We start from the raw sequence: 22,853 nt of genomic DNA, 5'->3' as shown, positions 1-22,853 counted from the left end.
TAAATAAAACTACAAAAATAAAACCCGCCGGCGCGGGTTTCATCTTAAAGCTAATTGTTAATAAGTGCTAATTTCAACTACTTACTTTTTAGGAACAAGAACCTCATTAGCGGCCACGGGACGCGCCGAGGAAGCAGTAGTTTTCAAAAGTGCGATCGCCTGCGCGTAGCAAGGATCATCCTTAGTCCCAACCAACATCGGTTTGTTAGCTAATTTCAGCTTTTGTTCGTCGGTGATTTCCACCTTAACATCAGGAGTAACCCCCTTCTGGCTGATATCCGTACCGTTGGGAGTATAGTAGTGAGCGATCGTCACCGCCAATCCCGAACCGTCAGCCAAAGAATGCACCGACTGCACCAAAGCTTTGCCAAAAGTTTGGCCGCCCATCACAGTTGCGCGCTTGTTATCCTTCAGAGCACCGGCCAAAATCTCGCTGGCGCTGGCTGAGTTGTCGTCCACTAGCACCACCAAAGGCTTGTCAGTGAGCGCAGTGCGATTTGCCTTCATTTCCTGAGAATCGCCCGTGCGATCGACTGTGCGGACGATCGCCCCTGTATCCATCCACATCCGAGCGATATCAATACTCACTCGCAGCAACCCGCCGGGATTCCCCCGCAAATCCAACACAAAAGCGTCAGCTTTCTGAGCCGTGAGCTTTTTAATCGCCGCCTGCATTTGTTCGCCCGCGTGGGAGCTAAACTCTTGTAAACGGATGTAACCGACATTCTGACCGCCTTCATTCTTGAGGCTGTAGCGAACCGCTGCTACCTCAATTCTCGCCCTAGTCAGAGTGATGTCAAATTCACTTTTGCCCTCACGAGCAATCCGCAGCGTGACTTTCGTGCCTTCATCGCCCCGAATTATCTGAGCCGCATCCGAGACAGTCATGCCTTTGGTAGTTTTGCCGTCAATCACCAAAATCGTATCGCCCGCTAGAATCCCTGCCTTCAGGGCCGGGGAATTTTCCATCGGCTCGACTACCCTAATCGCTTTCGTTTTCTCGTCTTCTTCCAGCCTCATCCCCACCCCTGTCAGTTCCCCAGAGGTTTGATTCGTCAGCGCTTCGTACTGCTTCGGGTCCATGAAGCGGGTGTAGGGGTCGTTTAATTTCTCTAGGGCTTTGCGGAGGGCCGTGTAGGCAGCTTCGCGAGAGGTATAATTTTTGCTCAGCAGTTCTTGGCGGGTTACTTGCCAGTCAATCTTGTTAAAGCTGCCATCAACATAGTCTCGGTTCACAATTTGCCAAGCTTCATCTAAGACAGCTTTGGGGCTATCTTGAAGTTCGGCGCGGACTGATTGGCTCAGGCCGGGAACGAGTAAAGATATCGAAGCGGTTGTTGCCATCGCCCCACTGAACAGGGCTGCCTGTAACTTAGAAAAGCGTTTGCGGGCTTGATTCATTGAATTTGGCTCAATTCGATTTTAGATTTTTGATTTGAGATTTTATATTGCTAAAAAATCTCACACTACTACTTAAACTATTGTGTGGAGGCTCCACCATCCCTTTGGACAGTCTAACGAGATTCATAGTCGATCGCCAACCAATTATTACTCTCTTTCAATAAACTTAATTTAAAACTTGGATTTATAAAGTGCCGTGGAAGCTAAAATCGAACAATTTTCGCGTAAGTGGTTGAGCCTGCTCCTTAATGGAGTTATTGGTCTAGCAGCGCTGGCGGGGGTCGTCGCCATGCAGTCTAGCGGGCAGTTAGGCGGAATGTCCCCAGTTGGCGTTCAGGGGCAAAACCCGCCCTCTGGAATATCCGCTGCCAGTTTCAAGCGAGCCGCACAGCAAGAAGCGCAGCAAGAAGCCCTGCGGCTGAGAATGCTCAAAACTATCCCTAGTTTTGGATTTGATAATTTAATTGCAGATTGGACATTTCTCAAATTTTTGCAGTATTTTGGCGACGACGAAGCGCGAGATGTGACGGGCTACAATCTGAGCCAAGATTATTTTGACATAGTTACGCAGCGCGACCCGCGGTGGGCTGACATCTACCTGTTTCTCTCCACAGCTATTTCTTTTTATCAAGGAAACCCTGAAACTGCTGTTAACTTTATAGAGCGCGGTACTAGGGCCCTTGCCCTTTCGCCCCAACTTCATTCCCAATCGTGGATAGTGTGGCGAACGAAAGGTATTGATGAGTTGCTGCTGTTGGGGGATATTCCCGAGTCAATTCGCTCCCACGAAATGGCCGCTGATTGGGTGGAAGGAACCCCAGAAGGAGCTTCATTGGCGCCGAGGTTTCGAGCAACTGCTGAGTTTTTGCGCCGAGATCCCGATAGCGTGCCGGTGCGGTTTACTGCTTGGAGCACGGTTTATGCTCAAACAACTGATAAGTTGGTGCGTCAAAGGGCGAGACAAGCTCTTGTCAAGTTGGGAGCTCAGGTGCAAAAAGATCGGGATGGAAACGAGAGTTTTATTTTGCCCCCTCGAAAGTAAGCAGAAGGAAGTTCGGCAACGGATTCTGTAACGGATGTAACGGATATAACGGATGTAACAGATTTCAGTCCGATGGAAGTCGGAAGAAGGAAGAAGGGAAATGCAGTCGCAGTCATAGTTTCAGATATCAAGAATGTCCTAAATGTCAAGGCGGTTGACTGTAATTCCCCAATCTAAAATCTAAAATCTAAAATCTAAAATCGGCTTGAGTTAATTCGCGCCATTCACCGGGTTTTAGACCTTCCAGACGCAAATGCCCGATCGCGCACCTAACCAGCCGCAGCGTCGGAAACCCTACTGCTGCGGTCATCCGGCGGACTTGGCGGTTGCGGCCTTCTGTGAGAGTCATTTCCAGCCAAGCTGTCGGCACGTTTTTGCGAAATCGAATCGGCGGTTCGCGGGGCGGCAAAGCCGGTTCTTCTAACAATAATTGCACTTTTGCCGATCGAGTCCGATAATCTTGAATTGTGACACCTGTCTGCAAAGCAGCGATCGCACTTGCATCGGGAATTCGTTCAACTTGCACCCAGTAAGTGCGTGGATGAGCGAATTTCGGGTCACTGAGGCGGTGCTGCATTTGTCCGTCATCGGTTAGCAGCAACAAACCTTCACTATCGCGATCGAGCCTTCCTACTGCATAAATGTCAGGAATCGGAATATAATCTTTCAGGGTTCTGCGTTTAACTTCCCCTGAATTGTCAGTAAATTGAGTTAAAACATCGTAGGGTTTGTAAAATAAAATGTACCGATAGGGCATGACAAATTAAAAAATAAGAATGTACTAATGTCAATCAATTTGTATGGGCGGGTTTCACCGACAAAAATTGGCGAAAACTCACAATCTCAAAAACCCGCCCCCACCCAACGTCAAACCACTTTCTATCTCTCTTCTCTCCTCTGCGCCCTCTGCGCCCTCTGCGGTTCATAAAAAAATAAATCTTGTTAACCAACGATTCAAACCAGCTCTAAAATCTTCAGCCTTTAAGAGCCTCGCAAATCTCAACTACCCAATTTTACCATGCCCGAAGCCACACACCGCGTTTGCATCGTCTTAGGAACACGCCCGGAAGCGATTAAACTAGCCCCAGTAATTCAACTGTTCAAAAGTTCGCCAACCTTTGACACCCAAGTAATATTAACCGGTCAGCACCGAGAAATGGTCGAGCAAGTAATGCGAATGTTCGATCTAAAAGCCGATCGGGATTTAGCCATTATGCAGCACCAGCAAACCTTGACGGATATTACTTCTCGGAGTTTGCAGGGTTTGGAAGAATTGTTTAAAGAATTGCAGCCCCACATCGTCTTAGTTCAAGGCGATACAACGACAGCGTTTGCCGCTGCTTTGGCTGCATTTTACCAGAAAATACCCGTAGGTCACGTAGAAGCCGGATTGCGGACAGACGACGTGTTCAATCCTTACCCCGAAGAGGCTAACCGACGGTTAATTTCTCAGCTCACAAGGCTGCATTTTGCCCCGACAGAGCTGGCTGCGGAGAATTTAGGGCGATCGGGCGTTTTGGGAGAAATTCACCGTACAGGCAACACAGTAATCGATGCTTTGCTTTCTGTCGCCAAACGCGAACCAAAATGCAACATTCCTAACTTAGAGTGGAGCAAATATCGCACTATCTTAGCCACAGTTCACCGCCGCGAAAATTGGGGAGAACCCTTACAAGGAATTGCTCGCGCATTTCTCCAACTCTTAGATAAGTTTCCCGATACAGCCTTGCTGTTACCTCTACACCGAAATCCCACAGTCAGAGAACCTTTGCAAGCTCTTTTGGGCGACCATCCGAGAGTTTTTTTAACAGAACCATTGGATTACGCTGAATTAGTAGGAGCGATTCAGAGATGTCATTTAATCCTCACAGATTCCGGCGGCTTGCAAGAAGAAGCACCTAGTTTGGGCAAGCCAGTTTTAGTCTTACGAGAAACCACAGAAAGACCAGAAGCAATTTCTGGGGGTACGGCTAAACTGGTTGGTACTAATTCTGATATAATTACAGCAGCAGCTGCAGAATTGCTCAGCAATTCCGAAGCATACAACGCAATGGCAATGGCAATTAATCCCTTTGGTGACGGTTTGGCAGCCTCGCGGATTTTGAAAATTGTAGCAGAGTATTTTAGTCAGAAGACAGTTGACAATTGACGGTTGACAGTGAGTCGAAAAACTGCAAATCGATTCTCAACTATTTATTGGCTGAGTCCGACCTCTATGGGAATCTCAATCACAAACTTCGTGCCTTCCCCCAGGGTGGAATCACACCAGAGCTTTCCTCCATGCTTTTCCTTCACCACCTGATAGCTAATGGATAAGCCTAATCCTGTCCCCTTGCCTACGGGTTTAGTAGTGAAGAAGGGATCGAATAGGCGCGATCGCGCTTTCTCTGGAATGCCAGTACCGTTATCGGCGATCGCAATCTGCACCCACTCTTGTTCTGTTTTGGTAGTCTTAATCCAAATCCGATTCGGTTGGTCAGCAATCTCCTGAAAACTACGTCCTTCATTGCTATCTTCCAAAGCATCGATCGCATTTGATAGCAAGTTCATAAACACCTGATTAAGTTGACCTGCATAGCATTCTACCAACGGTAACTCGCCATATTCTCTTACTACTTCAATAGTTGGGCGTTCGGGCTTGGCTTGAAGGCGATGTTCTAAAATCATCAAGGTGTTATCAATGCCTTCATGGATATCGACAGCCTTGAATTCCGAGTGATCCAGACGAGAAAAGCTACGCAACGAAACCACAATGTCCCGAATGCGACTGGTGCCGATTTTCATCGACTTAAGAATCTTAGTGAGATCCTCTGTTAGGAAGTTTAAATCCACATCGTCTAGGTCATATTGAAGTGATGGGGACGGGTTGGGATAGTGCTTTTGATAGGCATCTAGTAATCGCAGTAAGTCATGGATGTGATCGTTGAGATGAGACAGGTTGCCGTAGATAAAGCTGACCGGGTTGTTGATTTCGTGCGCTATCCCTGCCACCATTTGCCCCAGTGCCGACATTTTTTCGTGATGCACCATCTGACTCTGGGTGCGGTGCAGTTCTTCAAGGGTACTCTCTAGTTGTTGCAACTGTTGGTTCAGTTGCCGATCGCGAGCCATAAGTTGCTCTGCCATACTTTTAAATCCCTGAGCTAAAAGCCCCACTTCATCCTGACTGTCAACCCGAATATCAATCGCTAAATCGCCTTTGGCCAATTCCTGGGTTGCCTTAGTCAGTCTTTGAATGCGATGGCTCAGAGCTTGGGTGAGACGCAAACCTCCGATCGTCACAACTGCGATCAGGACACTTCCCAATAGCCCAAAGCCGCCCACCACAAACCATAAATGCTGTTCTGCTCGATCTATTTCCTTAGCAGACTTGAGTAGAGCAATTTTGAGAGTTGCCCCATCAAAACTTTGTAATTCGATTGTTGCGATCAGGTATTCTTCACCTGCAATCCTGATTTTGGTGGGCAATCCGTCTGGCTGTCGAAATTGCCAAGGTCGATCGCGCAGAAGCGGCAAAGTAGTTGCCGTCACCCTCTCGCCCTCAAAAGCCACCAAATCTATGGATGTGTCGCCTCGAATTGACTTTAGCGCTGTGTCGTCGATGGCTACTCCCGCAACCAAGCCACCTAGCACTTTTTTGAATGATTTGATCGAGATGGAGGCAATCATCGAAGCAGGAGCCCCGTTTTCTGCTCGGAGAATGCCTGATAACTCTAGTCCAATGCGGGCGGCACGGTTGACAGAGGCATCCTGCAATTTCGCCTGCCTTATTGCTCCCAACTGTGAAGAAACTAAGACTTGACCATCAGTGTCAACTATTCTGATCGAATCCACTTTTAAACCAGCTTGGATTGGTAATACAGTTCGCAGTAATAAAGCGCGATCGCCCTCAGCTACTGCTCTGATGACATCATTGTCCTCACTCGCGGAACGGGTTTTCACACTGAGTGATTCTTGCCTTTGCTTGAGAGTTTCCCGCAGCATACTAGCCAGATCCACCATCTCATTTCGTGCCATCTGTTCTAAGTTGTTTCTAGCAAAATAACCAAAACCCAAGGTTCCGACAGTCCATAGACTCAAAAATGCCAACAACAGAGGCGATAACAACTTGACGGAAACGGGTAACCGCCGGTATCTCGATTGGATGGCCACAGCTCTTAATTCTTGGTGGATTGGGTCACGGAAATAAAGCCAGACTGCTCCATTGCGTTGATTCCTAGCGGACTAGAGATGTATTGAAGTAGCGCTTGGGTAGCATCTGAAGGTTTTTTGTGCCAGAGAATTGAAATTGTCCGAACCATCGGATACTTGCCCGCTTTGACATTTTCTGGTGTTGGTTCAACCCCGTTGAGGCTGAGGCGGTTGACAGGTAGTTTATTGGAAATGGCGTGAGCCAGGGAAAAGCTACCGATGCTGTAAGGAGTGCTTTGAATTGCCTCGATCAATTCCCCTTCTTTCCGAAATACTACTGCTTCTAATGAATTTTTTAAGTCTGTTCCTAGGTAATATTCCCGCAATAGCCGCTTGGCAGATTCATCTTCTGGGCGATCGAGCAGCACAATTTTAGCATCGGTTCCTCCGAGTTCCTTCCAATTGGTGATGCTGCCGCTATAAATGCCTTTGAGGTCTTCAGTAGTGAGGTTTTTCACCCCTGTGACGCTCGAATGAGTGGCCACTAAAAGGGCATCGTGGGCAACATCGCGAGACTCTAAAGTGTCATCATTTTCTTCGGGCTTTAATGTTCTTGATATTGCACCTAAATCGACTAATGTCTGTTTAACTCCATCAATTATATTTTCGGACTGCCCTGGTTCTAGATTGGTAATTTTGACGTTTTTTGCGGTAGCTTCGTAGTTCGTTTGCAACACCTTCATCAGACCCAACGTGCTGCTTGACGCCCCAACTTTAATCGAGGTTTGGGTTTGCGTCGCCGCAGTCGTGGGCGCTGTTGTCGTGGCAATGCTGGTCGTCGTACTGCAACTGGACAGCCCTAGGAGGGCGATCGCACTTAAAGCTACCCTAACTAAATTCGGTTTCATTTAAAAATTCCTATGCTATTCAAAAAGACGATCTGGGTAGTAGAAGCTCAAGTTTTTGATGATTTTATAGTGAACCCAACTCCAGCATTTTTTTAAGTTAGCCTAAAAAAAAGGAGTTGATATTTTACGGTTGATTTCAACCTACTAAATCTTATGCTAAATAATTAAAATTTGCAATGACTCATCGCAACGTTTTGTCATGCTGTTCGATCGGATTAGCGATCGCATCCTACTTATTATAGATACGAGCGCAGACAAGGCAGCATAACCAATCAGAAGTTACTGTTACAGGTCAATCATGAAGCTGTTATCTTGACTACTTTATGTAAATTGGAAGTTACAGATAAGTGTTTGTTTTTGAGATCGATTGATTGATTTGCGATCGATCTAAAACGACGAAAATCAGAAGTCATTTGATTTAGAGGGACTTAGACAAAAATTGAGGCAAAAAAGGCTTCAAACCTACATGGATTGGATCGAGACTTTCAGACGGAATAGGCATAAATCTAGTATTTAGAGGGGTTTCAGCCATTGTTAAGTCATCGACCTCTTTCCTTTGCTAGTGCAAACCAGAGGTTTTAAGCCCCTAGAGGGGCCTTAAAATGTCTAAGTCCCATTAGGTGAATTTCGGTGCTGTAACTGAGAATGTTTGCCTTGCCAGTTATAATATCTTTTTAAGGAGAGGGAACTGGTGGCCCAAAATTGCCGCTGCCTTTATAACCGGATAAAATAGCAAGTTTTTCCAAAGATTGCCGGCCCGTGTAATATTTCCCCCGAATTTCCCAAGTGGGATAAGCTTTAATATTGGCAGCTTTGCACAAGTCTGGTTGAGCATCTTTGCCTCTGGGATCGCACTCAATGTAATTAATTGCGGTAAATGCTTCTTTGCCGAAAAGTTCTTGTTGCGTGTGACAGTGAGGACACCAGTAAGCACCGTACATTCTAGCTTTGATGGTCTGCAAATGAGTTGCTAAAGCTATTTGATCCGGCACGGATTCGCTGCGAATAGGTGGCGCTTCTTGTTCGGTAACAGGCGGTGCGAAAGGGGGAGGAGGAGGGAGGGTTTGTGCTAATTTAGGAGTGGATTTGTTGCTGAAACTGAACTGTGCAATTCCTCCGTCTGCTTTGGTACTGACGAAAATCCCCAAAGTCAGGAAAATGCCGATCGCACAAAAGTTGAATTTGCTTAGTCTCATCTTGGATTTCATCTTGGATTTGCTAGGATTTCGCGAGCTTGATTCATAGCCTCTACAGCATTGTTTACCACAAAGATGTTAAATTGTGCTAAACCTTTAAAAAAAACTTGACTTTCGGCGCTGTGATTTAACAATATAACTTGTTTGTTAGCTTTGAGAGCGAGGGCAATTTCCGAAGCAGTGCCGGTTCCCATACCGCAGGCAATTATTACGTCTGAAGAAAGAATGTTAATGTTATTTCGGGCGTTTCCCATATCGGTGAGAATGGCAATATCTACAGCTTCAGAAATGCCGCGAGTGTCATTCCCCGGAAGGATGCCGACTGTTAAACCGTTAGCTGATTTTGCTCCTTTGTTGGCGGCATCCATGACGCCGACATTTCTACCGCCAGTTAGCAATATCCATCCTGCTTCGGCGATGAGTTGTCCGAGTTGATAGGCGTTTTCTAAGTCGGTTGCTGTGGCACTATCGCCGGGGCCCATGATGCCGATGATGATTTTTTTCATAGTTTTGGGTGAACAAGTAGGTCATCGCCAAACAACAATAATCTCCACTCATAAATAGTAGGAGAAGGTTGAGCTACAGTCTATAATAGGAGTGAGTTTACTGCTGCTGCAAAACCCGCCCTCCCCATGTTATATTTATTTGTAGCACTTACTCTGAGTGCTATTTCGTCAATAAGAAAGTGAGATATAACATGAGTGTGACCCAAAACCCTGAAACAAAGCTGATGGAAAAAATCCGCAGTTTACCGCCAGATAAAATTACGGTATTAGAAGATTTTATCGATTTCCTTTTAACGCGAAGTGAAGATCGTCTTCTCATTTATACTGCAACTCAACTCTCAGAAGCAGCTTTTGCTAAAATTTGGGATAACCCAGAGGACGCGGAGTATGACGAGTTATAATTTTGGTGATGTAGTTTTAGTTCCGTTTCCTTTTACAGATCGAACTACCGATAAAAAACGTCCAGCAGTTGTGATTAGTTCTGACGTTTATAATGCAGAATATCCCGATCGCATTTTGATGGGTATAACGAGTCAAGTTAGCAGTAGTCCGAAACTCGGTGATATAATCATCACAGATTGGCGATCGGCTGGGCTTTTAAAAGCTTCTATGATTAAGCCAGTTATTACGACAATTGAGAAACAACTAATCCTCAAAAAACTGGGAAGGCTTCAAGATGTAGATATCCAGTCTTTGAAAGAGGGATTGATTGGAATTATAGGTAATAGTTGAGCGAGTTCCCTTCTGAATCTGGGATAGAAAGGGAGATCGCTCTTTTTTAACCGCAGATGGACGCAGATTAACGCGGATGCAAGAAGGGCGATCGATCTTCCCAATTTCTTCTTAAAAACTTACAGGTTGTGTGAGGCTTGATAAAAAATGGCAAAATCTGCCATAATAAGATAACGAGTTAAATGAGGTAAGTAATACCCGTGACAAGCATGAATATTTCTCTACCTGACTCAATGCGAACTTATGTAGAAGCACAGGTAGCTCAAGGTGGTTACAGTACAGCTAGCGAGTATTTCCGTGAGTTAATTCGCCAAGACCAAAAACGCAAAGCTTCAGAACGTTTGGAAGCGATGTTATTAGAGGGTTTGGAATCGGGAAATCCTACCGCGATGACAGAGGAAGATTGGATGGAGATTCGTCAAGCTGTGCGATCGCGTATTTCCCAGAATCAGGGGTTGCAGGAATAAAAATTACCTCGATCCAAAAACGTCCGCAAGTTATCCGTGACTTGATTGAATTAGCCACTTACATGGCGGAAGATAATATGGATGCTTCCGATCGCTTTCTTGTCGCGGCCGAAGAAACGTTTAAACAATTGGCCCAAATGCCGAAAATGGGAAAACGCTGTCAATTTTCTCATCCTAATTTAATCGATGTGCGACAATAAGCTATTAAAGGTTTTAGAAGATATCTGATTTTCTACCGTCTCATAGACTCAGAGGTAGAAATTTTGCGCGTGATTCACGGGGCACGGGACATCGAAGATATCTTGGATAATGTTGATGAGAATGAGTAAATCTTTACTCTTGAGGTGGGAAGTTGAAGATCGATCGCCCTTCTGAATTATTAGAAAGGGCGATCGATCTTTTTTAACCGCAGATGGACGCAGATTAACGCGGATGTCAGAAGGGCGATCGATCTTTTGATGAATGATGGGCGAGCTCCTTTCTGAATCTGGCCGAGAAAGGGCGATCGCTCTTCCCCCTTTTCTGAAAAATAGGGGTCATGCTGCTTCCAATTGTAACCGACGTTCTACTCGTTCGTATTCATCTTCTAACAGCCAGAGTTTAGCTTCTTGATAATCTGAACTAGAAAATACAATCTGATAATTTTGAGCAGGATCGTAGACACAGCTATTACCTGAACTGTCACCGAGTAAAATTAGGACGTAAGGTGGTGAGGCTGTCGGATCTACCCATAATTCTGTGAATTCCCAGTTATTGGCTAGGTCTAGTTCTGGGGATGACAGGGTATTTATCTCCTTTGATTTTAATTTCTCCATACTTAAGTGGTATTCTACTATTGTTGCTGTCAAGTCTGTAGCCAATGGGGTGAGGAAAATAGAGACCATTAACGCTCGTGACCGCGAATTACGCCTATAAACTCTCCATTAGCAATAATAGCTTGAGCTACCATTTCCATTGTAGCTCGATCGTTAAAGACATGAACGCTACCTTCTTGTTTGAGTAGCTTTTGCATTTCAAAAGTGTCGGGTAGATGTTTAGCAACGTGTTTGGTGTCGATGCTTAGTTCGCGGTTGATTCCGGTCATAAATTGAGCGGATATAAAATATATTGATTATCCCATGTTTTATGCCTTTTCACTAAAAGATATACAAGATAGCAGCGGGATTATTGTATGATGATCGATCGCCCTTCTGGATTATTAGAAAGGGCGATCGCTCTTTTTTGACCGCAGATGGACGCAGATTAACGCGGATGCAGGAAGGGCGATCGATCTTCTTGACTCACGAATCTCGCTCTTTTACTTACTGAGCATTTTCTTGTCCTAGAAGTCGATCGAGCTTGTTTTCAATTGTGGTTAGCTTTCTCAGAACAGTTGGACGATCTTCATCTAGAGAAGTAAGTAAGTTAGCAATTCCTGACTGAACGTTAATCAATTGCACGACAGCATTTTGCAATTGTACCATTCCGTCTCGAAGCTCCTGTCTTTCGAGTCTTGCTTCTGCCATGTTATCTAACATAGCTTGAGTTGCCCTAGCGTTGCTTTCTATTAGTTGCTTGAGTTCTTCATCGGTCATATCGATGGCTGTTGGTAAATGAGATACTACTTGAGATTATAGCAAATGGGATCGGGGCGATCGTCATGATTGAGCATAAAACGGGCGATCGCCCTTCTGAATTGTTAGAAAGGACGATCGCTCTTTTTTGACCGCAGATGGACGCTGATTAACGCGGATGCAAGAAGGGCGATGGTTGATTAAAATAGAAGTTGGTCAGGATTTTTTGAGGTTGCAGCCTGTGATTCGGAAATATGCGATCGTTCGCTTTTGTCAAAAATCGAGCTGATGCGATCGTGAATGTGTGGTTAGATACTAAAAAAAGGAAATTTTTAACGCGGATATGACATCAGTCCTAATGGGGATTCACCAAGCGTTGGATTCTGAGGTGTTTGCTGCTCTAATTGGGGAGGGCTATTTTCAGAATTAACGGCTGGTTTTCGAGTTGCTTTTTTGCAAATATTGCTCAGATCCAAAGTTATGCCGCCTGTTGTTTGCATATAGCAAATTGGCGGTGCGGCATCGGGTTGGGATACGATTGGGTATTGGGAATTGACGGGCTGCTGTGGATTGCTGAGGGCAATTTCAGCGGTAAATTGGATAAGGGCTACAGATAGGGCAGCAAGCTGATACAAGGTTTTGACCATAGAGTTATTTGTGGTTGATTGTTGAAGTGCGATGCCTAAAACAGCCTGAAAGAAATTAACTTAATGAAATTTTTCATGCTGTTTTAGTTTTTAGCGACGCCTTAATTCCCAGTAATTTTTCAGGGGGTTGAAAGTGCGCTCGCGAAACTGAACTTTAGTCGTTGCACGAGGGTTTTGTAAAGAACCCCACGGAAAGTTGGGACGAGCAACTTCATAATGCAAATGCGGAGGAAAGGCGTTGGCCCTGCCTCCTCCCATAGCCCCAGTTTTTCCAACTACTGTGCCTTTCCTTACCTGCTGATTCTGAGTGACTCTAATTTCACTCAAGTGCATATAGATGTAGTTAGTACCGTTGGCAGCTTTGATGGTGAGAATGCCATCTTGGTTTGTGCTGCCATTAGGATTGCGCTGGGCAATGACAACAGTTCCGTCTACCATAGATTTAACTTCAATACCTACTGGGGTACCGATATCTATGCCTCCGTGAAAGCCAAAACGACCGCCTGTTGCTCTGAAATAGTCATCAGAAATGTAGGCTCCTGTTAGTGGAAAATACCGACCAAATAAATCATTGGATAAATCTCTGTAGATGCGTCCGAGGTCTGAATTGGGATTATTGTTGATGGAGTTGAGGGCGCTAGCACTGTTGATAGCATTCTCCCACTGCGAGTCATTCCAAGAGGCTAAAGTGTTAAAATAGCCGCCGCCAGAAGGTGTGCAGGTTGGGGTAGAGTTAGGTGCATTGCCAACGACTACGGCACTGGCAACCCAACGATTTTGACCTTCCAATTTATACCACCGCGCATCGGGTCGCGGAGGGTTAAATCCTGCATCCATGACAGTATCGCCGTGAGCCCACCCGTCAAAGCGAAAAGTTTGATTTCCGGGCAATGTTCCCACAACGGATGCGCTTAAAGAAGGCCCGGAACGAATGTTGACTGGGCCAGAAGATGTTTTGGCAGTGAAGGCTGGTGAAACTGTAGCACCGTTAATACAAGAATTTCCCTGAGCCAGTAGCTGTGGCGGGCTGCTTTGCTTCTGGATTTTGTTGGTTGCTGCTGTCTCGTTGAGCAGTGCAGCACTTATGGGTAAAGCAGCGACACCGATAGAAACAAATCCGGCGATTCCTATGAGTATTGGTTTGGTAATCTTCATCAACACATCCCGATTAATATAGGCATAACCACCAGTCATTGTGGCGGAGAATCCAACCAATTTTTGAGACAACTCTCTAGAGAGTTGTTTCACCTCTGGTGAGGCTTCTTTGATATTGGTAAGCTTACCGCCTGTACTGGAATTATCGTCAAATTGCCAGCCATCTCCACTTTGTAAATCCCACTGTTGGTCGGTTGTCGGTAAAGGCATAATCGTTACTCCTGTTTTCATCGATTGACTTGACATTTACCATCTTGTTTCAAAACCAATAATTTTTCAGTCTTGTAAAGTGGGTTGTTTCACAGCTCAATTTTGTCGATTAAAGTCGCTTTTGGCTGAGTTGGTCGGCAAGAGTTGGAAAAAGTAGGGCGATCGGAAAATGGGTTATACTAAAGAATAATTTTTGCATAACTCCCGAATATGAACGTTGACACTGCGTTAGAACGTGCAGAGGCATCTTTTCGTGCTCAGACGGGGAAATCCCCAACCGATCTGCAAAAAAAGATATTTCGTAAGGCATTAGAAGATAAGACTTACGACCAAATTGCCGAGGATTGTAACTGCCATCCGAGTTATGTTAAGGAGTTAGGTTCCAAATTGTGGCCGCTGCTGTCATCGGCACTGGGGAAACCGGTCAGAAAAAAAAGCTTTAAGAATGTACTAGAGGAATACGATCGCTCCTCACCAACTCTCCAACTGCCCGAAAAATTGCCAGAAGCAGCGATCTCCCGTTCTCAACAAGATTGGGGGGAAGCCCCTGATGTCTCTGTTTTTTACGGACGTACAGAAGAATTGACCGCACTGAAGCAGTGGATTGTAACAGACCGCTGCCGGCTGGTGGCACTCTTGGGCATGGGGGGAATTGGCAAAACGTCTCTGTCTGTCAAACTGGCACAAAAAATTCAAAATGATTTTGATTTCATTATCTGGCGAAGTCTCGATCGCACTCCACCCATACATACCTTCCTTAAAGAGATCGTCCGATTTATCTGTAGCCAAGAGGAAACAAATTTACCAGAAACACCCTCTGATGCCATCTCGCGAGCGATCGAGTGTTTAAACGCGCATCGATGTTTGGTAATAATTGATGGAGTCGAGACAATTATGGAAACAGGTTTGTTGGCTGGCAGATATCGAGACGGATATCAGGATTACGGTAGATTTTTCAAAAAAGTAGGTGAATTGAGCCATAAAAGCTGCTTGTTGTTGACAAGTTCAGAAAAATCTCTAGAAATTTCATTATTAGAACATCGAACTCGTCTTGTTCGCTCTTATAAAGTGAGTGGCTTGAAAAATGAAGCCGCACAGCAAATTCTTCTCGAACGAGGGTTAGTAAAAGAAAAAGAATGGAATGATTTTATTGAAAGGTACGAAGGAAATCCGTTAGCAATATGGATAATTTCTGCAACAATTATTACTTTATTTGCTGGTAAAACTTCTGAATTTCTTAAAACAGGTACTGTCTTTATAGGAGGTCAAATAGAGGTAGTTTTATCCCAGATGTTTGAACGCGTAACTGATTTAGAAATAAAAATCATGTGTCAATTAGCTATCCTTAACAAGTCTGTTGACTTTAATCAATTGCGAGCGGAGATTTCGTCGGATATATCTAGCTCAACATTAATGAATATTTTGGAGTCATTGAGTTGGAGATCGCTGATCGAAACCGAAATCGGTCAAGACTCGTTTAGGCTACAGCCTGTAATTAGGAAATATGTTATTAATCATTATTGTATGTAACAAACAACAATTTTTAGGTCGCAGTCAGAAATCCTTGATTTTCCCGAAAGCCTATAGTGTGCTTTGTTAGCGTTGCCCTCGTTTTCGATCGCCCTGAAACCCCAATCCTACGCTTTTGGCGATCGAAAACTGTCCGAAGAGTTGAAATAAAGCATATTTTATTTGCCATGCTTCAGCCTGGATTGATACTTCAAAATCGCTATCGTATTGTGCAAGAGTTAGATTTGGATACTCGCGGAGGATTTGGAATAATCTTTGATATTGTTGATGAGCGAGGGACACCAAAAATTCTCAAAGTTCTGCATTTTGAGAATTGTTCAAACTTGCAGGAAAAACAAATAGCAGTATCCCTGTTTGAACGAGAGGCTAATGTTTTAATACGACTAGATCATCCAGGGATTCCTAAAGTAGAACCAGACGGATATTTTCTATATCAAGAAGGAGAAAACACGCTTTACTGTCTAGTAATGGAGAAAATTTACGGTCATAATTTGCAGCAATGGCTAAAGCAGAGAGATTATCAACCAATCAGCCAAGAACAAGCAATTAACTGGTTAAAGCAACTGGTAAATATTCTAGCTTACTTGCATCAGCAGCATTATTTTCACCGAGATATTAAGCCAGCAAATATCATATTGAAACCTGACGGTCAACTGGTGTTAATCGACTTTGGAGCAGTGCGGATAGTCACAAACACTTACTTTGCAAAAATTGCGGACGAGAATGAGGGGGGAGTCACAAAGATATATACCAAAGGCTACGCCCCGTTCGAGCAAAAAAACGGCAAAGCGCTGCCTCAATCCGATTTCTACGCCTTGGGACGCACTTTTGTCTTTCTTTTAACAGGAAAAAATCCATCTGACCTTGAAGACGAGCTATATGAAGAGGTGATTTGGCGAGATAAAGTACCACAAATTTCGGGATTGCTGGCAGATTTAATTGATGAGCTGATGGCTTTCTATCCCAAGAATAGACCGAAAAATCCCGAAGCAATTTTACACGCTATAGCTAAGATTGAATGCCCTGGTGCAGAAGGGTTGTCGGCAGTTCCTCCGGCTGAGTTACAGGGAATTAGCCCGCTGAATACTGAAAGAAAGTGGCTGAAGTCATTAGCTACAACTAAGAAAGCATTAGTCGGAATTGGAATAACAGTATTTGCCAGCATCACTGTATTAATTTTACCTAAATTTGTTCCTTTACAAGCTCCATCTCCTGCACCTTTAAAAAATCTTTCTCTAATCAACACCTTGAAAGGAGGTTCGGAACTATTTGATGCTGTCACCTCAGTTGCTTTTAGCCCTGACGGACAGACCCTTGTCAGAGGTAGTTACGAGGAACCGATCGAACTTTACAATTGGCGTACAGGGAAAGTCATTAAAAAACTATCTAGAGCTTCATCAAAGCTTTGGTCGGTTGCGATTAGTCCGGATGGAAAATTGCTAGCTACCGGACCGCAACTAGAGGAGAATGCGAAAAATGAGAAGGATACAACAATTAAGTTGTGGAATCTAGATACCGGGATGCTTTTGGGCACCCTCAAAGGTCATTCTAGTGATGTTAGATCGATTGCTTTTAGCCCTGATGGTCTGACCGTTGCTAGTGGCAGCCATGACAAAACAATCAAACTGTGGCGTGTTAATACAGGAGAGCTGCTTTATACTTTTTACGGACACACTAACCACGTTACTTCGGTCGCTTTTAATCCTGATGGCAAAACCCTTGCTAGCGGCAGTGACGATCTGACTATTAAGTTGTGGAGTCTGAATAGTAGGAAATTAATCCGCACTCTTAAAGGACATTCAGCGCAAGTTTTGTCTGTCGCTTTTAGTCCTGACGGTCAAACCCTTGTTAGCAGTAGCGGCAGGAACGAAGTTACCGGTACTGCTGAAAATAGTATTAAACTGTGGAATCCGAAAACAGGGGAATTGCAGCGCACTCTTACTGGACATCTGAGCTCGGTTTGGTGTCTTGCTATCAGCCCGGATGGGCAAACTCTTGCAAGTGGCAGTTATGACAACTCCATTAGACTTTGGAATCTGCCTACGGGCGAATTATTGCAAACTCTGACCGGACATTCAAATTGGGTTTATTCTGTTGCTTTTAGCCCCGATGGGCAGACTCTTGCTAGTGGCAGTCCAGATAGTTCTGTTAGGATTTGGAGTATTTCTCCTTAATAAAGCTTAGTAGCAGCAAGCAAGTTTGTTGGTGAATCGATCTACCAATTAAGTTATACAAACAGAGGATTGGAATGAAAAAAGACTATTCTTTTATACCCAATCCTCAACTATCTAAAAACCGCAGTCAGTCGATAGCTGCTAATTATCCTATCTACGACGGCGACTAGGACGGCTACTACAACTACAGCTTGAGGGAGTGCAACGACAGGCAATTAGCTGCTGCGATCGCTCTTGTGCCTGCGATTGTGACAACTCTCTGTTTGTTTGGGCGCTTGCTGCTAGAGAAGGTGCGACATCTACGGCAATTATTGCTCCAGAGAGAACCAGTAAACCAAAACTAAAAAATCTCAAACCCATTGATTAACTCCGTTTTTTTAGTTGATTAACTTAACCTATTTACATGATGTCACGGAAGCCAAAATTTGTCAGTATAGAAAAGTCGGCACTTTTGTCGCCCCGTTCAGTTGGAAAAAGTCGGGTTTAGTAGGGTGGGGGTTGGAAAGAAGTCTGTTGAAGAAGACTGGACAGAAGAAGGAATCGCTAACTAACTGTTAATAGCAGGGGTTTCCCAAGCGAAATCGTACTTGCTTTTCATCATTCACAAGATGGTACTTTTACAGATTTTGCAGTTGCTTAGAGAGTTATATGCAAGAGCGATCGCTAGTCTTGACGGGGATTGCCGACGTAGACTAGCTAAAAAATCTCCCCAACAATCATCCCCGCCAATATGACAAACCCCACCCAAACATTTTGGCGAAAGATTTGACCGTAAACAGGCTTAGGAATATCCGCTTTTCGGAGTTGACTGTACTGCAAAACCCACAAAATTGCCGCCGCACTAATTGCAATCCAAAAACCAATGTGCAAGTGCAGATTAATTCCCATTGCTGCTAATAAACCCACTGTACCCACAAAGAAAAAACCCACAGCATTAGCGGCATTGTTCCCGAAAAATATCGCGCTGGAATTCACCCCCAAACGCAGGTCATCTTCCCGATCGCTCATCGCATAAACTGTATCAAATCCTAACGTCCACAGCACCACTGCGCCCCACAGCAGCCAAGTCGCTAATTCTAGTTTTCCAACGGCAGCGCTCCAACTAATTAAAACTGCAAAACCCCAGGCAATTGATAGCACTAATTGCGGCACTGGAAAGAATCGTTTTGCTAGCGGATAGCAGATAATTACTGGTACGGCGGCGACGCACAGCCAGAAACTTAAAGGATTGAGATAAAAAGCGAGAATTGCCGCGCAAGCAAAGGAAATTAATGCAACTCCGATTCCAGTTTGCACGGTGAGGGCGCGGGATGCTAGGGGGCGCGATCGCGTTCTTTCTACTTCCGGGTCAATATCGCGATCCCACAAGTCGTTGACGACGCATCCAGCCGCACTCGTGGCTAAGGTGCCCAATACGATCGTGCCCACCAATGCGGAGGGCGGCCTCCCGTCTGCTGCTAAAAAAACGGCCCAGAGGGCTGGAATCATTAAAATCAGCCTTCCTGCTGGTTTGTCCCATCTCAAAAGCCTCACGACGGTTAGCAATGTGGATTCGGGTTGGCGATCGGACTCTTTAAGCATTTCAATTCTAGATTTGATATTTTTAACTCTAGATTTTATCAAATTTTAGGCACAATCACTTACTATCTCTGCTGGCGATCGCACTTGGGCCGAAATTTCAAACAGGTGAAAGTCTTGACCCATCAGCAGTTCCTGATTTTTGCTAATTTAATAGAATGCCTAACTGGATTCGTGAAATAATCATAAATATCTGTCAACCCCGATACTCCAATGGTTAATTCACTTCCTTCTGCGGAGTCAAATCGCATTATTGCTGCTATTGATATGGGTACTAACTCATTTCACATGGTGGTGGCGCGGATCGATCCGAAATTGCCCGCGTTTACGATTATTGCTAGAGAAAAAGATACGGTTCGCTTGGGCGATTGCGAGCCTAAGACAGGGTGCTTGAAGTCAGAGGTTATGCAAAGGGCTCTCGCCACTCTGCGACGCTTTCAAGATATTGCTAAAACTTTTAATACCGAACAAATTATCGCTGTGGCTACGAGTGCGGTTCGGGAAGCTCCTAACGGGCGGGATTTTCTCAAACAAGTTGCTGAAGAATTAGACCTGAATGTGAGTTTAATTTCCGGTCAGGAAGAAGCGCGGAGAATTTATCTCGGTGTTCTTTCGGGTATGGAGTTTAACAATCAGTCCCAGGTGATTATTGATATTGGGGGCGGTTCTACGGAGTTGATTTTAGGAGACAGTTCTGAGCCTCGCTGTCTCACCAGTACAAAAATTGGTGCTGTTCGCTTAACAGGACAATTTGTTAAAACTGACCCGATTAGTAGGGAAGAGTTTGCTTATTTGCAAGCTTATATTCGGATTTCGCTGGAAAGACCGATCGACGAATTGCGCTCTCAATTCAATGCTGGCGAACCTTTGCGCTTGATTGGCACTGCTGGAACCATCGAAACTCTGGCTGCAATTAACGCTCGCGAAAAGTTGGGAACAGTGCCGAATCCCCTAGCCGGATATCAGTTAAGTTTAAAAGATTTGCGCGATTTAGTCAATCGCTTTCGCAAACTTTCTTATGCCGAAAGGTTGGCAATTCCGGGAATGTCGGACAAGCGGGCGGAAATTATTCTCGCAGGATCTATGATTTTGCAGGAAGCTATGACATTATTAGGAATTGAATCGCTGACTGTTTGCGATCGCTCTTTACGAGAAGGCGTAATTGTTGACTGGATGCTGGCGCACGGTTTAATTGAAAACCGCTTGCGCTATCAAGGTTCAATCCGCCAGCGCAGCATTCTCCACATGGCTGACAAATATCAAGTCAATTTAGAACAAAGCGAAAGAACCGCAGCATTTGCCCTCAATTTCTTCGACCAAACTCAAGGAATTCTACACAACTGGGGAAGCGAAGAACGCGAGTTGCTGTGGGCTGCCGCGATTTTGCACAACTGCGGTTTGTACGTCAGTCATTCAGCGCACCACAAGCATTCTTACTATTTAATTCGCAATGGTGAGTTATTGGGCTACACTGAAACAGAGATTGAAGTAATTGCCAATTTGGCTCGCTATCACCGGAAAAATCCTCCTAAAAAGAAGCACGAAAACTTTATTGTTCTTCCTAAAAAATACCGGGAGGTTGTCAGTAAGCTGCATCCTTTTCTGCGGTTAGCTGTGGCTTTAGACAGGCGGCAGATTGGCGCAATTTCTGATTTTAAATGCGAATACCGCCCGGAAGTTCGAGAGTTTCACTTACGGTTGCAGCCGGTCAATTCCGAAGACAATTGCGCTCTGGAACTCTGGAGTTTGGATTATAAAAAGCCGTGTTTTGAATATGAGTACAATCTCAAATTAGTGTCAACTTTGGAATCGACTCTGGTTCCGGTTTAAATACAAACTGGAAACGAGAAACTGTAGGGTGCGTATTTCGCACCATTAGTTTCTACTTAACCCCAAGTCTAGTACCAATATTGTGTTTAACTCCATACTCCTCCCGATCGCCCTAGCCTGCCTTCTGAAGGCAGGAGGGATTAATTTTAGAATGGTTAATCGATCGGACATGATATTAGTTATCATTATGATACAACCGGATTCGATATTATCTACAAACCAGATAGCCCAATTACTGTAAAATCCTGTTGAGTGATGAGATTAGCTGACACGCCGTTGAGGCTAGCTAAGATTTGATCCGTGTTGGCAATTTTGATAAAAGTTGTAGTGTTTTCTTGAACTATACTGAGTCGATCGACCGTTAACCCTCCCGTCAAAATTAATAAATCTTCACCTTGCGTAAAATCAGCGACTGCATCGCCGCCTTCTCCCGCAGTCAAGAAAAAGTAATCGCGCCCGCTTCCCCCTTGCAGCGTATCGTTTCCGAAGTCTCCCATCAACAAGTCGTCGCCCATTCCCCCAATCAAAGTATCATCACCCCCACCCCCGTACAGAGTATCGCTACCGTCACCGCCGCACAATAGATCGGCATCTTCATTGCCATAAATTAAATCGGTGCCGCTGCCACCGCACAAATAATCTTTTTGACTGCTAGCATCCCTCGCGATATTGTCAATATCTCCGAAAATCGTATCCTCGCCGTCGCCGCCGCAGATGGTGTCATTTCCCAAATCTCCAAACAGCAAATCATTGCCAGAATCGCCGCAAATTAGATCGTTATCTTTGCCGCCGTGTAAGGTATCATTGTCCTCGCCCCCAGCAAGAGTATCTTCGCTTTCTTGCCCGTACAAAACGTCGTTGCCGTTATTGCCAAAAAGCAAATCTTTTCCTGTCAAGTCACCGTCAGACGCATCAGAAGTGCCGCCAAATAAACTGTCATTACCTTCATCGCCAAGTAGGGTATCGTTGCCTTTGTCGCCCCAAACTATGTCATTATCTTTGCCTGCGATCGCCACATCAGAATCTTTACCCGCATAAATAAGGTCATTCCCAGCGTGGCCGATGAGATAGTCGTTATTTTCGTTGCCAAATATAGTGTCGCTGTCTGCATCCGCGCCAACAGCAACTGGGCTAGCAAAGCCGCCGTAAATATTGTCGTTGCCGAGAAAGCCATTTAGCAAGTCGCTGCCGTTGAAACCGTTGATGATGTCATTAATATCGCTGCCGGTTAGAGTATCTTTACCGTCAGTACCGTTGAGGGTATTTTCAGGGATATTCGGGCCGGGAATGGAAGTGCGATCGGGTAAAGCGATCCGATCGCACATACAGTCTTCCGAAGCCACAGGAATTAGCACAGGTGTGGGGGTTTCGGTTGTTTGAGATGTGATTGGGGCGATCGAATTGTCAGTTGCGATCGGTCTTTCCCCTGGTTTGGCCGTTGGGATTGGAGTTTCTCCAGATGTCGAAATTGGTGTCGGAATTGGTGTCGGAGTTTCCGCAGGCGTCGGAATTGGAGTTTCAGCAGGCGTCGGAGTTTCCGCAGGCGTCGGAGTTGGAGTTGGCGTCGGAGTTTCCGCAGGCGTCGGAGTCGGAGTTTCCGCAGGAATTGGTGTCGGTGTCGGAATTGGTGTCGCAGTGGGAGTTTCCGCAGGAATTGGTGTCGGTGTCTGAGTTGGAGTTGGAGTTTCCGCAGGCGTCGGCGTCGGAGTTCCCGTGGGAGTTGGAGTTTCCGCAGGCGTCGGCGTCGGAGTTCCCGTGGGAGTTGGAGTTTCCGCAGGCGTCGGCGTCGGAGT

The 22,853-nt window shown here is 45.1% G+C and carries 23 protein-coding genes and 1 pseudogene; 10 read left to right on the top strand and 14 right to left on the bottom strand.

Features of this window, described 5'->3' with window-relative positions; genetic code table 11:
* Positions 1-81: 81 nt before the first annotated feature.
* On the bottom strand, positions 82-1,401 hold the full coding sequence (ctpB, locus tag QUA50_RS16655; protein ID WP_333264572.1) for a carboxyl-terminal processing protease CtpB: 1,320 nt from the start codon (positions 1,399-1,401) through the stop codon (positions 82-84).
* Positions 1,402-1,597: 196 nt separating this feature from the next.
* Between ctpB and QUA50_RS16650 the strand changes: the two genes are divergently transcribed.
* Complete coding sequence (locus QUA50_RS16650; RefSeq protein WP_333212748.1) at positions 1,598-2,443, top strand: hypothetical protein; 846 nt, start codon at positions 1,598-1,600, stop codon at positions 2,441-2,443.
* 187 nt (positions 2,444-2,630) lie between these two features.
* Here the strand turns inward: QUA50_RS16650 and QUA50_RS16645 are convergent, their stop codons facing one another.
* On the bottom strand, positions 2,631-3,200 hold the full coding sequence (locus QUA50_RS16645; RefSeq protein ID WP_333264570.1) for a pseudouridine synthase: 570 nt from the start codon (positions 3,198-3,200) through the stop codon (positions 2,631-2,633).
* 261 nt (positions 3,201-3,461) lie between these two features.
* Between QUA50_RS16645 and wecB the strand changes: the two genes are divergently transcribed.
* Entirely contained in the window at positions 3,462-4,592 is a 1,131-nt protein-coding gene (gene wecB / locus QUA50_RS16640; protein ID WP_333264568.1) for a non-hydrolyzing UDP-N-acetylglucosamine 2-epimerase, read from the top strand.
* 44 nt (positions 4,593-4,636) lie between these two features.
* Here wecB and QUA50_RS16635 read toward each other — a convergent pair whose 3' ends face one another.
* The 4 genes from QUA50_RS16635 to QUA50_RS16620 all read right to left on the bottom strand — a co-directional run bounded on the left by QUA50_RS16635 (position 4,637) and on the right by QUA50_RS16620 (position 9,184).
* Positions 4,637-6,460 (bottom strand): ATP-binding protein, encoded by a 1,824-nt coding sequence (locus tag QUA50_RS16635; protein WP_333264566.1) that lies wholly within the window; start codon positions 6,458-6,460, stop codon positions 4,637-4,639.
* Positions 6,461-6,600: 140 nt separating this feature from the next.
* Positions 6,601-7,482 carry a substrate-binding domain-containing protein gene (locus QUA50_RS16630; RefSeq protein WP_333264564.1) on the bottom strand — a complete coding sequence of 294 codons (882 nt, stop codon included), beginning with the start codon at positions 7,480-7,482 and terminating at the stop codon, positions 6,601-6,603.
* 674 nt (positions 7,483-8,156) lie between these two features.
* On the bottom strand, positions 8,157-8,678 hold the full coding sequence (locus tag QUA50_RS16625) for a hypothetical protein (RefSeq protein ID WP_333264562.1): 522 nt from the start codon (positions 8,676-8,678) through the stop codon (positions 8,157-8,159).
* An 8-nt stretch (positions 8,679-8,686) separates the two neighbouring features.
* Complete coding sequence (locus tag QUA50_RS16620; RefSeq protein ID WP_333264561.1) at positions 8,687-9,184, bottom strand: TIGR00725 family protein; 498 nt, start codon at positions 9,182-9,184, stop codon at positions 8,687-8,689.
* A 191-nt stretch (positions 9,185-9,375) separates the two neighbouring features.
* Here QUA50_RS16620 and QUA50_RS16615 point away from each other — a divergent pair, with 191 nt between their 5' ends.
* The 4 genes from QUA50_RS16615 (at position 9,376) to QUA50_RS16600 (ending at position 10,583) form a co-directional block, all read left to right on the top strand.
* Positions 9,376-9,585 (top strand): toxin-antitoxin system, antitoxin component, Xre family protein, encoded by a 210-nt coding sequence (locus tag QUA50_RS16615; RefSeq protein WP_333264559.1) that lies wholly within the window; start codon positions 9,376-9,378, stop codon positions 9,583-9,585.
* The gene (locus QUA50_RS16610) at positions 9,572-9,916 is read left to right on the top strand and encodes a type II toxin-antitoxin system PemK/MazF family toxin (RefSeq protein WP_333264558.1); all 345 of its coding nucleotides are present in this window, start codon (positions 9,572-9,574) and stop codon (positions 9,914-9,916) included. Before QUA50_RS16615 ends, QUA50_RS16610 begins: the two co-directional genes overlap by 14 nt.
* A gap of 209 nt (positions 9,917-10,125) precedes the next feature.
* Complete coding sequence (locus tag QUA50_RS16605; protein ID WP_333264556.1) at positions 10,126-10,383, top strand: type II toxin-antitoxin system ParD family antitoxin; 258 nt, start codon at positions 10,126-10,128, stop codon at positions 10,381-10,383.
* Positions 10,320-10,583, top strand: a complete 264-nt coding sequence (locus QUA50_RS16600; RefSeq protein ID WP_333264554.1) for a type II toxin-antitoxin system RelE/ParE family toxin — start codon at positions 10,320-10,322, stop codon at positions 10,581-10,583. The genes QUA50_RS16605 and QUA50_RS16600 overlap by 64 nt, the downstream gene beginning before the upstream one ends.
* Before the next feature lie 336 nt (positions 10,584-10,919).
* On the opposite strand, the gene QUA50_RS16595 is transcribed toward QUA50_RS16600, so the two are convergent.
* The 6 genes from QUA50_RS16595 to QUA50_RS16575 all read right to left on the bottom strand — a co-directional run bounded on the left by QUA50_RS16595 (position 10,920) and on the right by QUA50_RS16575 (position 13,948).
* A complete protein-coding gene (locus QUA50_RS16595; protein ID WP_445251456.1) occupies positions 10,920-11,165 on the bottom strand; it encodes a hypothetical protein in 246 nt (81 codons plus the stop codon).
* Positions 11,134-11,211 carry a DUF6972 family protein gene (locus QUA50_RS29275; protein WP_445251455.1) on the bottom strand — a complete coding sequence of 26 codons (78 nt, stop codon included), beginning with the start codon at positions 11,209-11,211 and terminating at the stop codon, positions 11,134-11,136. Before QUA50_RS29275 ends, QUA50_RS16595 begins: the two co-directional genes overlap by 32 nt.
* A 55-nt stretch (positions 11,212-11,266) precedes the next feature.
* Positions 11,267-11,467: a DUF6972 family protein gene (locus tag QUA50_RS16590; protein ID WP_333264550.1), complete on the bottom strand. Its 201-nt coding sequence runs from the start codon at positions 11,465-11,467 to the stop codon at positions 11,267-11,269.
* Positions 11,468-11,684: 217 nt separating this feature from the next.
* The gene (locus QUA50_RS16585; protein ID WP_333264548.1) at positions 11,685-11,957 is read right to left on the bottom strand and encodes a hypothetical protein; all 273 of its coding nucleotides are present in this window, start codon (positions 11,955-11,957) and stop codon (positions 11,685-11,687) included.
* A gap of 311 nt (positions 11,958-12,268) precedes the next feature.
* On the bottom strand, positions 12,269-12,583 hold the full coding sequence (locus QUA50_RS16580; RefSeq protein WP_333264546.1) for a hypothetical protein: 315 nt from the start codon (positions 12,581-12,583) through the stop codon (positions 12,269-12,271).
* Positions 12,584-12,673: 90 nt separating this feature from the next.
* A complete protein-coding gene (locus QUA50_RS16575) occupies positions 12,674-13,948 on the bottom strand; it encodes a peptidoglycan DD-metalloendopeptidase family protein (protein ID WP_333298768.1) in 1,275 nt (424 codons plus the stop codon).
* 210 nt (positions 13,949-14,158) lie between these two features.
* On the opposite strand from QUA50_RS16575, the gene QUA50_RS16570 reads away from it, so the two are divergent.
* From QUA50_RS16570 to QUA50_RS16560, 3 genes are all read left to right on the top strand, one after another.
* Positions 14,159-15,478, top strand: a complete 1,320-nt coding sequence (locus tag QUA50_RS16570) for an NB-ARC domain-containing protein (RefSeq protein ID WP_333264542.1) — start codon at positions 14,159-14,161, stop codon at positions 15,476-15,478.
* A 167-nt stretch (positions 15,479-15,645) separates the two neighbouring features.
* Complete coding sequence (locus QUA50_RS16565) at positions 15,646-17,652, top strand: serine/threonine-protein kinase (RefSeq protein WP_333298770.1); 2,007 nt, start codon at positions 15,646-15,648, stop codon at positions 17,650-17,652.
* Between the two features lie 199 nt (positions 17,653-17,851).
* Positions 17,852-18,019 (top strand): hypothetical protein, encoded by a 168-nt coding sequence (locus QUA50_RS16560; RefSeq protein WP_333264539.1) that lies wholly within the window; start codon positions 17,852-17,854, stop codon positions 18,017-18,019.
* Between the two features lie 329 nt (positions 18,020-18,348).
* Here the strand turns inward: QUA50_RS16560 and QUA50_RS16555 are convergent, their stop codons facing one another.
* Complete coding sequence (locus QUA50_RS16555) at positions 18,349-19,233, bottom strand: 4-hydroxybenzoate solanesyltransferase (RefSeq protein ID WP_333264537.1); 885 nt, start codon at positions 19,231-19,233, stop codon at positions 18,349-18,351.
* Positions 19,234-19,443: 210 nt separating this feature from the next.
* Here QUA50_RS16555 and QUA50_RS16550 point away from each other — a divergent pair, with 210 nt between their 5' ends.
* Positions 19,444-21,060: a Ppx/GppA phosphatase family protein gene (locus QUA50_RS16550; protein ID WP_333264535.1), complete on the top strand. Its 1,617-nt coding sequence runs from the start codon at positions 19,444-19,446 to the stop codon at positions 21,058-21,060.
* A 212-nt stretch (positions 21,061-21,272) separates the two neighbouring features.
* On the opposite strand, the pseudogene QUA50_RS16545 reads toward QUA50_RS16550, so the two are convergent.
* Positions 21,273-22,853 (bottom strand): annotated as a pseudogene (locus QUA50_RS16545) (Calx-beta domain-containing protein); the annotation flags it as partial.

It is taken from the genome of Microcoleus sp. M2_D5 (genome assembly GCF_036701935.1).
GTDB lineage: Bacteria > Cyanobacteriota > Cyanobacteriia > Cyanobacteriales > Microcoleaceae > Microcoleus.
The sequence above is the reverse complement of the archived record's forward strand: the minus strand, read 5'-3'. Positions and strand labels throughout refer to the sequence as shown.